The organism is Nocardia sp. CY41, assembly GCF_009829325.1.
In the GTDB taxonomy this organism is placed as follows: Bacteria; Actinomycetota; Actinomycetes; order Mycobacteriales; family Mycobacteriaceae; genus Nocardia.
The window spans coordinates 97,610-110,744 of the sequence record NZ_VUOS01000013.1 but is presented as its reverse complement, the minus strand read 5'-3'; the positions used below and the strand labels follow the sequence as shown (position 1 = coordinate 110,744).

9 protein-coding genes and 1 pseudogene are annotated in these 13,135 nt (G+C 70.2%); 6 read left to right on the top strand and 4 right to left on the bottom strand.

Features of this window, described 5'->3' with window-relative positions:
* Window positions 1-18: 18 nt before the first annotated feature.
* The 3 genes from GVY64_RS15680 to GVY64_RS15670 are packed head-to-tail and all read right to left on the bottom strand — an operon-like array spanning window position 19 to window position 4,407.
* The gene (locus GVY64_RS15680; protein WP_159841982.1) at window positions 19-1,179 is read right to left on the bottom strand and encodes an acyl-CoA dehydrogenase family protein; all 1,161 of its coding nucleotides are present in this window, start codon (window positions 1,177-1,179) and stop codon (window positions 19-21) included.
* Window positions 1,164-2,228, bottom strand: a complete 1,065-nt coding sequence (locus GVY64_RS15675; protein WP_159841980.1) for an acyl-CoA dehydrogenase family protein — start codon at window positions 2,226-2,228, stop codon at window positions 1,164-1,166. The genes GVY64_RS15680 and GVY64_RS15675 overlap by 16 nt, the downstream gene beginning before the upstream one ends.
* Window positions 2,229-2,253: 25 nt before the next feature.
* A complete protein-coding gene (locus tag GVY64_RS15670) occupies window positions 2,254-4,407 on the bottom strand; it encodes an acyl-CoA dehydrogenase (RefSeq protein WP_159841978.1) in 2,154 nt (717 codons plus the stop codon).
* Between the two features lie 145 nt (window positions 4,408-4,552).
* Here GVY64_RS15670 and kstR point away from each other — a divergent pair, with 145 nt between their 5' ends.
* The 5 genes and pseudogenes from kstR to GVY64_RS15645 all read left to right on the top strand — a co-directional run bounded on the left by kstR (window position 4,553) and on the right by GVY64_RS15645 (window position 11,454).
* Window positions 4,553-5,203, top strand: a complete 651-nt coding sequence (gene kstR / locus GVY64_RS15665) for a cholesterol catabolism transcriptional regulator KstR (protein ID WP_043686038.1) — start codon at window positions 4,553-4,555, stop codon at window positions 5,201-5,203.
* Between the two features lie 256 nt (window positions 5,204-5,459).
* On the top strand, window positions 5,460-8,033 hold the full coding sequence (gene otsB, locus GVY64_RS15660) for a trehalose-phosphatase (RefSeq protein WP_159841975.1): 2,574 nt from the start codon (window positions 5,460-5,462) through the stop codon (window positions 8,031-8,033).
* Between the two features lie 163 nt (window positions 8,034-8,196).
* Window positions 8,197-9,075 (top strand): metal ABC transporter solute-binding protein, Zn/Mn family, encoded by an 879-nt coding sequence (locus tag GVY64_RS15655; protein WP_236566858.1) that lies wholly within the window; start codon window positions 8,197-8,199, stop codon window positions 9,073-9,075.
* Between the two features lie 4 nt (window positions 9,076-9,079).
* Window positions 9,080-9,943, top strand: a pseudogene (locus GVY64_RS15650) (metal ABC transporter ATP-binding protein); the annotation flags it as partial.
* Window positions 9,944-10,584: 641 nt separating this feature from the next.
* Complete coding sequence (locus tag GVY64_RS15645; RefSeq protein ID WP_159841973.1) at window positions 10,585-11,454, top strand: metal ABC transporter permease; 870 nt, start codon at window positions 10,585-10,587, stop codon at window positions 11,452-11,454.
* Between the two features lie 83 nt (window positions 11,455-11,537).
* Here the strand turns inward: GVY64_RS15645 and GVY64_RS15640 are convergent, their stop codons facing one another.
* Window positions 11,538-11,951, bottom strand: coding sequence for a RidA family protein (locus tag GVY64_RS15640; RefSeq protein WP_159841971.1), 414 nt, complete (start codon window positions 11,949-11,951; stop codon window positions 11,538-11,540).
* A 78-nt stretch (window positions 11,952-12,029) separates the two neighbouring features.
* Between GVY64_RS15640 and GVY64_RS15635 the strand changes: the two genes are divergently transcribed.
* Window positions 12,030-13,004, top strand: a complete 975-nt coding sequence (locus tag GVY64_RS15635; RefSeq protein ID WP_159841970.1) for a helix-turn-helix transcriptional regulator — start codon at window positions 12,030-12,032, stop codon at window positions 13,002-13,004.
* The last annotated feature ends 131 nt before the right edge of the window (window positions 13,005-13,135 follow it).

Here is a 13,135-nt window from a genome sequence, read left to right as displayed (position 1 = left end):
GCGCGGCTCCTTCACTGGTTATCGGGGTACTCGCGGCAGCCGCAGTCCGGACGAGGCGACCAGCTCGCGCATCACTTCGTTGACGCCACCGCCGAAGGTGACCACGAGGTTCTGCTTGGTCCTGCGGTCCAGCCAGGTCAGCAGCTCGCCGGTGGCCGGGTCGGCCGGGTCGCCGTAGCGGCCGACGATCTCCTCGGCGAGCCTGCCCGCCTCCTGGAGCGATTCGGTGGAGTAGACCTTGGTGGCGGACGCGTCGGCGATCACCTGGGCTTGGTCGCCGTCCACCGTTCCGGCGACCTGCCAGTTCAGCAGTTCGTTCAACCGGACCATGGCGTGGATGCGGCCCAGCGCGCGCCGCACGTCCAGTTCGGCGAGCACGCCGCGCGGTTGCGCCCAGTCGCGCACCCGGTCGTAGAGCTGTTCGATCTTGCCCGACGGACCCAGGCTCACCCGCTCGTGGTTGAGCTGCGTCGTGATCAGCTTCCAGCCCCGGTTCTCCGCACCGACCAGCATGCTCGCCGGGACGCGCACGTTGTCGAAATAGGTGGCGTTGGTGTGGTGGGCGCCGTCGCAGGTGATGATCGGCGTCCAGGAGTAACCGGGATCGGTGGTGTCCACGATCAGGATCGTGATGCCGCGGTGACGCGACTCGGTGGAGCCGGTGCGGCAGGCCAGCCAGATGAAGTCGGCTTCGTGCGCGCCCGTCGTGAAGATCTTCTGGCCGTTGACGATCCAGTCCCCTGACTCGTCGCGCACCGCCGAGGTGCGCAGCGCGGCCAGGTCGGTGCCCGCCTCCGGTTCGGAATAGCCGATCGCGAAATGGATGTCGCCGGAGAGGATTCCGGGCAGAAACCGCTGCTTCTGCTCGTCCGTGCCGAACTGCTGCAACGTGGGCCCGACGGTCAGCAGCGTCACCAGCGGCAGCGGGACGTCGGCGCGGACCGCCTCGTTGAAGAAGATCTGCTGCTCGACCGGCCCGAAGCCCTGGCCGCCGTATTCCTTGGGCCAGCCGACGCCGAGCCAGCCGTCGCGGCCCATCCGGCGCACCACGGCACGGTAGGCGTCGCCGTGCCGGTTCACCGCCATCTCCGCCTCCTCCTCGGGAGTCACGAGATCGGCGAAGTAGGAGCGCAGTTCGTCGCGCAGCCGGCGTTGCTCGATGGTCAGGTCGATGAACATCTGGCCCCCAATCGGTCGAGCCGGAACGACGCGCCGCCGAGCCAGCGAGCGATGTCCTTGGCTTGTGAGTAATAGCGGTGCATCGGGTGGGTCACGTCGACGCCGAGACCGCCGTGCAGGTGGTGACACTTCTGCATGGCCGCGGGCAATTCCCCGGCGACCGTGTAGGCCAGGATCTCCAGGTCGTCGTCGGTGCGCTCGCGATGCTCCTGGCTCGCATCCTCCTGCGCCAGAGCCCAATTGGCGGAGACGGCGGCGACGTGCAGGGTGCGCGACACGACGTACAGATCCGCGATCTGCTGGGCGACCGCCTGGAACTCCGCCAGCGGCCTGCCGAACTGATGACGGGTGCGCAGATGCTCGGCGGTGAGCGTGATCGCACCCTTGAGCAAGCCATCGGCAACCGAGCCGATCGAGGCGAGCGCCAGCCGGTGCAGGTCGGCGAGCCCGACCGGCCACAGCTGGTCGGCGGGGATCTCCACCTGGTCCAGCCGCACCGTGCACTCGGGGATGCCGCCGGAGACCGGCGTCGGCGTCCGGGTGAGCCCGTCGGCCTGGGCGTCCACGACGGCGATGCCCGCGTTGGTCGGCACCAGCAACCAGCTCGCCTCCTCGGCGTACGGCACGGCGACCTTGTGGCCCGTGACGCGCACCGTGCCGCCGTCGACGATCGCGGTCGTCTCCGGCTTGACGGTGAACGGAGCCGCCGGTTCACTCAGCGCCGCGGTGAGCACGGCGCCTTCGGCGACCCCGGGCAACACGAGCTCCTGCACGCGCTCCGGCGCGCAGGCCACCACCGGCAGCACGCCGAAGCCCAGCGTCGGCAACGCCGGCACCGCCACGGCGTCGGTGGCCAGCTCGGTGAGCAGCGCCGACACCTCCAGCAGCCCCATGCCGTCCCCGCCGTACCGTTCCGGCAGCGCGACCACGAGCAAGCCGGAGTCGGCCAGCTTCGGCCACAACCGCATGTCGCGCGCCGGTTCACGTTCCAGCAAGCTCACGACGACCTCGGCCACGGCGTCCTGGCCCTCGTCCCTGGTGAAATCCACGCTTGTCTCCCGATCGACTGTAGGGCTAGCTGTCCGCGTCACGGGGCAGCCCCAGAATCCGCTCACCGGCCACGGTGAGCAGGATCTGCTCGGTTCCGCCCGCGATCGACAGACAGCGCGTGAGCAGGAACTCCTTGGTCACCTCGGAGTCCTGCGCGCCAAGCGGGCCCGCCGCCTCCGCGGCGAATTCGGCGACCGCTTGGCGGTGGCGCACGCCGACCAGCTTGCGAACGCTGCTCTGCGCGCCGGGGTCTCCGCCCGCCAGCATCTTCACCGCGGCCCGCTGTTCGAGCAGCAGGCCCGCGATCGCCTCCGCGACGAAGCCGCCCAGCCGGTCGTTCACCAGCTCCGCGCCGGGGCCGGTGGCGGGCGATTTCGCGATCAGCTCTTCGAGCACGGGCCCGATTCCGTTGCCGCCCATGGCCACCCGCTCCGTGGAGAGGGTAGAGCGGGCGATCTTCCATCCGTTGTTCAGCGCGCCGACCACGCAGTCGTCCGGCACGAACACGTCGTCGAGGAAGACCTCGCTGAAACGCGCTTCCCCGGTGATCTGCACCAGCGGGCGCACTTCGAGCCCGGCGCTGTGCATGTCGACCAAGAAGTACGTGATGCCCCGGTGCTTGGCCGCGTCCGGGTCGGTGCGCGCCAGGCAGATCGCCCAATTCGCCTTGTCGCCCAGCGAAGTCCACACCTTCTGACCGCGCAGCACCCAGCCGCCGTCCACTTTCTTCGCGGTGGTGCGCAACGCCGCCAGGTCGGAGCCCGCTTCCGGCTCGCTGAACAGCTGGCACCAGACCACCTCGCCGCGCAAGGTCGGCCAAGCGAAGCGCTCGATCTGTTCCGGCGTCCCGTGCTGCAACAACGTCGGGATCGCCCAGCCTCCGATGGCCAGGTCGGGCGCGGTGAGCCCGGCGCGGCGCAGTTCCTCGGAGATCACCAGGCCGGTCATCGGGTCCGCGGCGCGCCCGTACGGGCGCGGCCAATGCGGCATGACCAGGCCGGCTTCGACCAGCGCGTCGCGCTGCCGGTCGGCGGGCAGCGCCGCGATCCGTGCGACGTCGGTCGCCAGTTCGTGCGCGCGATCGCCGTCCACGGCGGCCACGCCTTCTTCGGCGAAGACCCGGTCGGCGCCGGTGGTGCGCCGCAGCCCCCGGCGGGTCAGCTCGGTGACCCGGGCCCGCCAGCGCGCCGAACCGCCGAGCAGCTGGCGCAGCGCCGTCGCCCGGCGCAGATACAGGTGCGCGTCGTGTTCCCAGGTGAAGCCGATGCCGCCGAGCACCTGGATGCAATCCTTGGCGGTCTCGACCGCGGCGTCCAGAGCGATCGCGGCCGCGATGGCAGCGGCGATCGGCAGCTCGGCGCCGCCATCGTCCACGGCGGCCGCGGTGTCGGCCGCCACGGCGCGGATGAGCTCGGTGCGGCACAGCATCCAGGCACAGATGTGCTTGACCGCCTGGAACGAACCGATCTTGCGGCCGAACTGCTCGCGCACCTTGGCGTACTCGACCGCGGTCTCCAGGCACCAGCCCGCGAGACCGGACAGTTCGGCGGCGACCAGCGCGACGAGCAGATCCCCGGCGGCGTGCGGCGCGACGAACACGCGTTCGGCGGGCACGCGCAGGTCGGCGCAGTGCACCCGCGCCAGCGGCGTGCTCGGGTCCAGCGGCGCGAGGGCCTCCACCCGCAGGCCGGCGGCGTCTGGCGGCACCAGGCACCAGCGCTGCCCCTGAGGTTGGTCGATCGGCAGCAGCACGGCGGTCCCCGGCGCGGCGCCGAGCACGGAATCCCAGGTACCCGTGAGCAACACACCATCGCTTGCGGCGGGTACGCTCACCGTCGAACCGACGACGAAGTCGAGCGCGACACCGCACGGCAGGTCCTCGTCGAGTTGCCCGGCGGTGATCAGATTGGCCAAAGCCGTTGCGAGCACCGGGCCGCCGACCAAGTCGTGCGCCGCCTGCTCCACCAGCACGGCCAGATCGGCGACCGACCCGCCCGCACCGCCCGCGTCCTCGGCGACCGCGACCCGGAAGATCCCGATCTCGGCCAGCGCGGGCCAGTAGGCGCGCCAGAAGTCGGCCGCACCGGTCCGCATTGTTGCAATTGGACGGACCGACGCCGCCCATCCGCGCATCGACTCCTGGACGGCTTTATGCTCGTCAGTGGTGGCGATGGTCACACTCCATACCGCCTTTCCGGCGTGACTCCCACACCTAGAACATGTTCTAATATCCTAGCCGGGCGGAAGTCAAGAGACCATCGCCGCCGCGGCCACACCGCGCACGCAGCCGACGAAACGACGTTTCCGGAAAGGACTTTCATCAATGGCCAGTCCGTCCCGATCGCAGCCAGCCGACCCGAGCGCGGCCCGGCCCGCCGCCACGGTCACCACGCTCAGCGAGGACGAGCTGAGCTCGGCGGCGCAGCGCGAACGTCGCAAGCGGATCCTGGACGCGACCTTGGCGCTCGCGTCCAAGGGCGGCTACGACGCGGTCCAGATGCGCGCGGTGGCCGAACGCGCCGACGTCGCCGTCGGCACGCTGTACCGCTACTTTCCGTCGAAGGTGCACCTGCTGGTCTCGGCGCTGTCGCGCGAGTTCGAGCAGATCGAGGGCAAACGCAAGCCGCTTGCCGGACAGTCTCCGCAGGAGCGCATGCACCTGCTGCTCACCCAGATCACCCGGATGATGCAGCGCGACCCGCTGCTCACCGAGGCCATGACCAGGGCGTTCATGTTCGCCGACGCCTCGGCCGCCGCCGAGGTGGACCGCGTCGGCAAGGTCATGGACCGCGTCTTCGCCCGCGCCATGAACGACGGCGAGCCGACCGAGCGCCAGCTGGCCATCGCCCGCGTGATCAGCGACGTGTGGCTGTCGAATCTGGTCGCCTGGCTCACCCGGCGCGCCTCGGCCACCGATGTCACCGAACGCCTGGAGCTGACCGTCGACCTGCTGCTGGGCGAGCGCAACCAGTAAGGTATAGGCGGATCTCCCAGCGCACATCGAGTGATTTCGGCGCCCGGTCACCGCGCCGGGCCCGAAGGGCTCCCGTGCTGCGACGAAGCTCACCTATCCGGATCCCGTTGGCGTCAGCTGGGCAGATCCAGCGGACACCGGTTCAGCTCGTGCGTTATGGTGCGCACGCGGACCGGTGTGTTGCTGTGCGGCAAATTCAACCCAGTATTGTTTTGCCCGCCCCTGAAAAAACTCCTCCGATCACTAGGTTGGATGCGTGAGCGCACAGGATCTGCCACTGGAACTTCGCCGTGCACTGTCGACGGTCGCGCGCGTGCCACGGCTGCTGGTCGCATCGGACTACGACGGGACACTCGCGCCCATCGTGTCCGACCCGGCCAAAGCCTTCCCCCATCGGGAATCGGTGAGCGCGTTACGAGCCCTCGCCGGCCTGACCGGGACCACCGCCGCCGTGATCTCCGGCCGCGCGCTGCGAGATCTCGCGGCGCTGTCGCGCCTGCCGGTCGAGGTGCAACTGATCGGCAGCCACGGCTCGGAATTCGACGTGGGCTTCGTGCACGCGATCGACAACGACGCCAAGCATCTGCTCCAAGAGGTGCAGACCGCCCTGAACCAGATCGCCTCGGACAATCCGGGCGTCACCGTCGAGATCAAGCCGGCCAGTGTCGCGCTGCACGTGCGCAACGCCAGCCCGGAGATCGGTCATCGCGCGCTGTCGCAGGTTCGGCTCGGCCCGGCCTGCTGGTTCGGCGTGCAGGTCACCGAGGGCAAGGCGGTCATCGAACTGGCCGTGGTGCAGACCGACAAGGGCACGGCTCTGGACACCGTCCGGCATCAGGCGGGGGCGTCGGCCGCGGTGTTCTTCGGTGACGACGTCACCGACGAGAAGGCGTTCCGGGTGCTGTCGGGGCCCGACGTCGGCATCAAGGTCGGCGACGGCGAGAGCCTGGCCAAGTTCCGGGTGGACAGCACCGAGGCCGTGGCCCGCGCGCTGGCCTACCTGCTGGAGGAGCGCCGGACCTGGCTGGCAGGCGCGAGCGCGCCGCGCATCGAGCGGCTGACCATGCTGGCCAGCCCGCGCTCGGTCGCGCTGCTCACCCCGGACGCCACGGTGACGTGGTTCTGCCACCCCGAACCGGACTCCGCCGCGGTGTTCGCGCACCTGCTCGGCGGCCCGCAGGGCGGTCACTTCACCATCGAGCCCCAACGGCCGGGCCTGCCGCTCTCGCAGCGCTACGTCGACGGCACGATGACCGTGGAGACCCGCTGGGCCAAGTTGCAGGTCACCGATTACCTGCCGCACGACGTGGCGCCCACCCGCACCGACCTCACCCGGGTGATCACCGGTGACGCGAAGGCCGTGATCACCTTCGCTCCCCGGCCGGAGTTCGGCCAGGTGCCGGTGAATCTCGAAGCGCAGGAGGGCGGGCTGCGGGTGTACGGCACCAACGACCCGATCGTGCTGCGCTCCCCCGGCGTGCACTGGGAGATCGTCTCGGACGGCACCCACGAATCGGCCCGGGCCGTGGTGGACCCGTCCAAGGGCCCCGTCGTGCTCGAACTACGCTGCGGCACGGCCGATCTCGATCCCGCTGCGACCAGTGAGACGGAGCGGCGGCGGGCGGCGGAGCGGTACTGGTCGGAGTGGGCCGCGACGCTCACGCTGCCCCCGCTCAAGCCCGACCTGATGAAGCGCTCCGCGCTCACCCTGCGCGGCCTGGTGCACGCGCCGTCCGGTTCGATCCTCGCGGCCGCGACCACCTCGCTGCCCGAGGACATCGGCGGCGTGCGCAACTGGGACTACCGCTACTGCTGGCTGCGCGACGCGGCGCTGACCGCGCAGGCGCTGGTCTCGCTGGGCTCGCTCGCCGAGGCCGAGGACTACCTCGGCTGGGTGCACCGGGTGCTGGAGACGTTGCCCGGCCCCGAGCGCCTGCACCCGCTGTACACACTGTACGGCGAGACGCTGCCGCCGGAGGCCTCGATCGACCAGCTGCCCGGCTACGCGGGCTCGCGCCCCGTGCGCGTCGGCAACGCGGCCAACATGCAGGTGCAGCTGGACGTCTTCGGTCCGATCGTCGACCTCATCGCCACCCTGGCGCACGCCAGGGAGCTGCGCGGCGTCACCGATCCGGCGGGCGTGCTCCCCGACGCCGACTGGGAGCTTGTCTGCGCCATGGTCGCGGCCGTGCAGCGGCGCTGGCAGGAGCCCGACCACGGCATCTGGGAGATCCGCGGCAACCCGCGCCACCACGTGTACTCGAAGGTGATGGGCTGGCTGACCGTCGACCGGGCGCTGACCCTGGCGCAGAAGTTCGACCGTGAGGTCGATCCGGCCTGGTCGGTGCTGCGCGACACCATCGCCGACGAGGTGAAGGCGAAGGGCTGGAACGACGAGGTCCAGTCCTACACCGCGGCCTACGACGGCACCGACCTGGACGCGGCGACGCTGCACATCGGGTTGAGCGGCCTGATCGACCCGTCCGACCCGCGCTTCGCGGCGACTGTCGTGGCGACCGAGGCCGAGCTGCGCAGCGGGTCGACGGTGTACCGCTACCACCACGACGACGGTCTGCCCGGCGGCGAAGGCGGATTCCACCTGTGCGCCGCCTGGCTGGTCGAGGCGTACCTGCTGATCGGGAAGCGCTCCGACGCCGAGGCGCTGTTCGCGCAGCTGGTCGACGTGGCCGGCCCGACCGGGCTGCTCAGCGAGGAGTACGACCCGGTGGCCGAGCGCTCGCTGGGCAACCACCCGCAGGCCTACAGCCATCTGGGTCTGTTGCGCTGCGCGCAGTTGCTCGGACAACCGGTGGAGGCCGCGCTGGTCTGACAGCGCGTGTCGAGCCGAGGGCCCGCGAACGAGAAATCGTTCCCGGGCCCTTCGCATTCCGTTCTTTCGAGGGGCTTCGCGGCTCGCGGCTCGACGTCCCCTGCTAGAGTTAAACGGGAACGATTTCCATTATGATCTAGAGCACTGCCAGGAGTACCCCCACGTGAGAACCGGATTTGCCATCTACGCAGGCATCGCTGTGGGGGTCGCCTCCGCCCTGACACTGACCGCCTGCGGCGGATCGAACGACGACGGACGGCCCACCGTCGTCGCCTCCACCGACGTATGGGGCGACATCGCCGCCGCCGTCGCAGGCCCCGACGCCGCCGTCAGGTCGCTGATCACCGATCCGTCCGCCGACCCGCACTCCCACGAGACCTCCGCCGTCGAGTCGGCCGCGCTCAGCGATGCCGACCTCGTGGTCTACAACGGCGGCGGCTACGACGAGTTCGCGGAGAAAGCGGTGGCGGGCACGAACAAGCGCACCGTGGACGCGTTCTCCGTGCGCGTCGACCAGAGCGACGACAACGAGCACGTCTGGTACGACGTGCGCACGGTCGACGTGGTCGCCGACCGGATCGCCGCCCAGCTCGGCGAACTGGATCCGGACAAGGCCGCGGCCTACGCCGAGCGCGCCGCGACCTTCAAGAACCGGCTCGCCGCGGTCACCGCCATCACCGGCAAGCTCGCCGCCGAACACCCGAAGACGCCGGTGCTGCAGACCGAACCGCTCGCGCACTACCTGGTGACCGCCGCCGGAGCCGAGGACCTGACTCCGCACGAGTTCCAGGAAGCCGTCGAACAGGAGACCGACCCGGCGCCCGCGGCCGTCGCGGCGACCCAGGATCTGCTCACGGGCAAACGGGTCCGCGCGCTGATCTACAACGTGCAGACCGAGGACAAGATCACCAAAGACCTGCGCGGCACCGCGCAGAACGCGGGCGTCACCATCGTCGAGGTGACCGAGACCCTGCCCGAAGGCGTGGATTACATTCAGTGGCAGACGAAGAACGCGCAGGCGCTGGCCGCCGCGCTGGGCTGAGCAGATGACCGAGGGAGCCGCGCTGACCGAGCACACCGACGGGGTGGACCGGCGGCGATCGAACAGCGGCGGCGACTCGGCCGCGGTGCGGCTGGAGGCGGCCCGCCTCTCGTTCGGGGACCGAACATTGTGGGACGGGCTGGATCTCACCGTCGCGCCGGGCGAATTCGTCGCGATACTCGGCCCGAACGGGTCGGGCAAGACCTCGCTGCTGAAGGTGCTGCTCGGCCAAGTCGGCTTGAGTTCCGGCACGGCGCGGATCGCGGGCTCTCCGGCGCGCGCGGGCAATCACGACATCGGTTATGTGCCGCAGCAGAAGACGATCGACGCCGGAGTGCAGTTGCGCGGCGTCGACCTCGTCGGGCTCGGCGTCGACGGGCATCGTTGGGGGCTGGGCCTGCGCTCCCGTGCCGAGCGCAAGCGCAAGGTGGCCGCGGCCATCGCCGACGTCGGAGCGGAACACTTCGCCCACGCGCCGCTGGAATCGATGTCCGGCGGCGAGCAGCAGCGCCTGCGGGTGGCGCAGGCGCTGGTCGGCGATCCGAAGGTGCTGCTGTGCGACGAACCGTTGCTCAGCCTGGACCTGGCGAATCAGCGACTGGTCGCCGAACTGATCGATCGCCGAAGACACACCCACGACACCGCGGTGCTGTTCGTGACGCACGAGATCAATCCGATTCTGCCGCTGGTGGATCGAGTGCTCTACCTGGTCGACGGCAGGTTCCGGATCGGGACGCCGGAGCAGGTGATGACCTCGGCGGTGCTGTCGCAGCTGTACCGCACCCAGGTGGACGTCCTGCGGGTACGCGGGCGTCTGGTGGTCGTCGGCACCGGCGACACCATGGACGCGCTCGGCACCGCGGGCGGTCACTGTCACGGCCCGGCCGGGGACGAATTCCCGCACGGCGACTCGGCCACCTCCGCGGTACCGGCCGACGATGCCGCGACCTCGGCGGGAGCATCCGCCGCAAAGCCGCTTCCCACCCCACAGACCCCGGCGAGCACGGACGCCGAGGCTACCCCTGCGATACCGGCCGACTCTGGAAACAGCGCCCAAAGCGGCCTGTCGACAACCCACTCGGTAGTCAGCGGTGCCATCCCGGGCGAAGAATCGTCTACGGTCCGCGCGTCCGCCCGCTCGACTCCAGGGGAATCGTCAACCGCCGACGAAACAACCGCCTCCGCTACCTCGGTTGGTTTCCGGACCAGCGCACGAACCAACGAAGCGACCCACCCGGCGACCGACGGTTCCCGAACACCGGCGGTTCCAACTACTGCCGACCGTGCGGGCTCCGGACCGTCAGTCGACAAGCCGTCGCCGAGCCTGGCCACGGCGGTGGCGACAGCGTCCGAATCCCCGGATGACAGTGCGGCCAACGGTGACGGGGCGACCGGCTCGGTACACGGGAACGGCATGGCGTCGGCATGCCGGACTTCGGCAGACTCTCCGGAGGGCAACGGCGACCGTCCCGCCCGGCCCGCGGATCCGGAACAGAGCGGAGCACGGTCGTGACCGACAAGCTCTCCGGCGTCCTCGGCAAGATGCTCGACTTCGGCACCACGGCGAATCTGCTGTCCTACGGCTTCGTCCAGCAAGCACTGCTCGCCGCGGCGCTGCTCGGGCTGCTGTCGGGAGTGATCGGTCCGCTCATCATCAGCAGGCAGATGTCGTTCGCCGTGCACGGCACCAGCGAGCTGTCCCTGACCGGCGCCGCCGCCGCGCTGCTGGCGGGAGTCGGCGTCGGGCTGGGCGCCATCGCGGGATCGGTGGTCGCGGCGGTGTTGTTCGGCCTGCTCGGCACCCGTGCGCGGGAACGCGATTCGGTGATCGCGGTGGTGCTCTCGTTCGGTCTGGGTCTGTCGGTGCTGTTCCTGTGGCTGGGGCCCGATCGCGCGGGATCGAAATTCTCGCTGCTGACCGGCCAGGTGGTCAGCGTCGGCAACAACGGTCTCGGCCTGCTCGCCGTCTGCACCGCCGGGGTGATCGCGGTGCTCGCGTTCGTCTACCGGCCGCTGCTGTTCGCCAGCTCCGACCCGGAGGTGGCGGTGGCGCGCGGTGTTCCGGTGCGCGCGCTGTCCATCGTGTTCGCCGTGCTGCTCGGCATCACCGCGGCGTTCGGCGTGCAGATCGTCGGCGCGCTGCTGGTCCTCGCCTTGCTGATCACCCCGGCCGCGGCGGCCGCCCAGCTCACCGCGGACCCGATCCGCGCGACGCTGCTCGCCGTGGTGTTCGCGGAAGTCGCCGCCGTCGGCGGCATCCTGCTGTCGCTCGCGCCGGGCGTTCCCGTCTCGACCTTCGTCACCACCATCTCGTTCCTGATCTATCTGGCCTGCCGCGTGCTCGGCACCCGTAACCGCCGACTCGCCCGCGCCCGCTGAGCCACCTCACCGGTCCGGCCGGCGGAAACCACCACCTTCCCGCTCCTCGTGCGGGTTCAACCGGCACGAGGAGCGGCGCCGCATCACGCGACGGCGGTGCCCTCGAGCTCGACCATCTGGCCGGGGACAGCCAGCCGGGTGACTTCGAGCATCGTGGTGGCCGGTGCCACCCCGGCGGCGCCCAACCGCGACGCCAGCACACCGTAGTGCGGGAACAGCAGATCGACGTCGGTGGTGTAGACGTTCAGCCGAACGAGGTTGGCGAGAGACATGCCGGCCTCGGCGAGCACGGCCTCCAGGTTGTCGAGGCTCAGCGCCAACTGCGCCGCCATATCACCGTCATGCTGGGGCTTGCCGTCGCCGCTCATCGCGGTCTGTCCGGAGCAGTACAGGGTCCGGGTGTGCCCGGACACCAGCTCGCCCTGGTTGAAACCCATTTCCGCCGCCCACGTCACCGGGTTGACCGCCGTTCGTTGCGCTCCCACATCAGCTCCCATCCATCGAGAATTCGTACGCAGAAGAGCCTCCCAACAAATCACGACATCCTCCGTCGTGTATTCCGGTAGATTTTTCGGATGCGCGCCGACCGATTGGTCTCGCTGGTGCTGCTGCTGCGTCAGCGCGGTCGGTTGACCGCGGACGCGCTCGCCCGCGAGCTGGAGGTATCCACCCGCACGGTGCTGCGCGACATCGAAGCCCTGTCCGCGGCCGGTGTCCCGGTCTACGCGGAACGCGGGCGGCACGGCGGTTTCGCGTTGTTACCGGGGTTCCAGACCGAACTCACCGGTCTGAACCACGACGAGGCGCTCGCCCTGCTGGTCGCCGGAACACGGCGCGGCGCGCAAGTATTCGGCCTGGGCTCGGCGCTCGCTTCGGCCATGCTCAAGGTGGTCGACGCGCTGCCCGAAAGTTATCGGGCCACCGCCGGTGACGCGGCCCAGCGATTGCTCATCGACCCGGAGACCGACCTCCTCTCCCGGCGGCTGGTCGCCGAAGAGGTGCCCGACGGCATAGTGACCGAGATCCGGCGCGCGGTATTCGCCGGACACAAGCTGCGCATCCATTACGCGGCCGTGGACCAGACCCCGACGTGGCGCACGGTGGACCCGATCGGCTTGGTCACCGCCCGCGGCCAGGGCTACTTGCTGGCCACGAGGTCCGGCGCGGACCGCACCTACCGGTTGTCGCGAGTGCTGGCCGCCGAGGAACTTCCCGAACCGGCACAGCGACCGGACCGGGTCGATCTGGACCGGGCCTGGCAGGAACGCAGCACACGGTTCCGGATGGGCGGCGACCGAGTCACCGTCCTGGTGCGACTGGCGCCGGCCCGGCGGGAGGACCTGGTGAGCACCGCACTCACGGTCCGCGCCGAAGAAGCCGAGGCCGACGGCCGGTTGCGGCTGGAGGTGACCTTCCAGGATTCCCGACATGCCGAATGGGCGCTGTGGCAGCTCGCCGCGGACGCGGAAGCGTTGGCCCCCGAGTGGTTGCGCACTACCCTGCGAGACCGCGCCGCCGCGATCGCCGCCTGCTACGGAGCGTCGTCCTGACGGTCGTAGCACGCCCCTCGGCCACACGTCGCCGCAGGTTGATCGCCGTCCCGCACTCCGGCGCAGCCGCGTACCGAGTTCGAGCTCGGCCGCGGCGGCTGTTCGAGAAAGGTCCGCGCGATCGGCGGCGG

What these genes read in the sequence shown, in the direction of transcription:
- GVY64_RS15680 (WP_159841982.1), bottom strand. Translation starts at nt 1,179, where the DNA reads ATGTTCATCGACCTGACCATCGAGCAACGCCGGCTGCGCGACGAACTG.
- kstR (WP_043686038.1), top strand. Translation starts at nt 4,553, where the DNA reads ATGGCCAGTCCGTCCCGATCGCAGCCAGCCGACCCGAGCGCGGCCCGG.
- GVY64_RS15640 (WP_159841971.1), bottom strand. Translation starts at nt 11,951, where the DNA reads ATGGGAGCTGATGTGGGAGCGCAACGAACGGCGGTCAACCCGGTGACG.
- GVY64_RS15635 (WP_159841970.1), top strand. Translation starts at nt 12,030, where the DNA reads ATGCGCGCCGACCGATTGGTCTCGCTGGTGCTGCTGCTGCGTCAGCGC.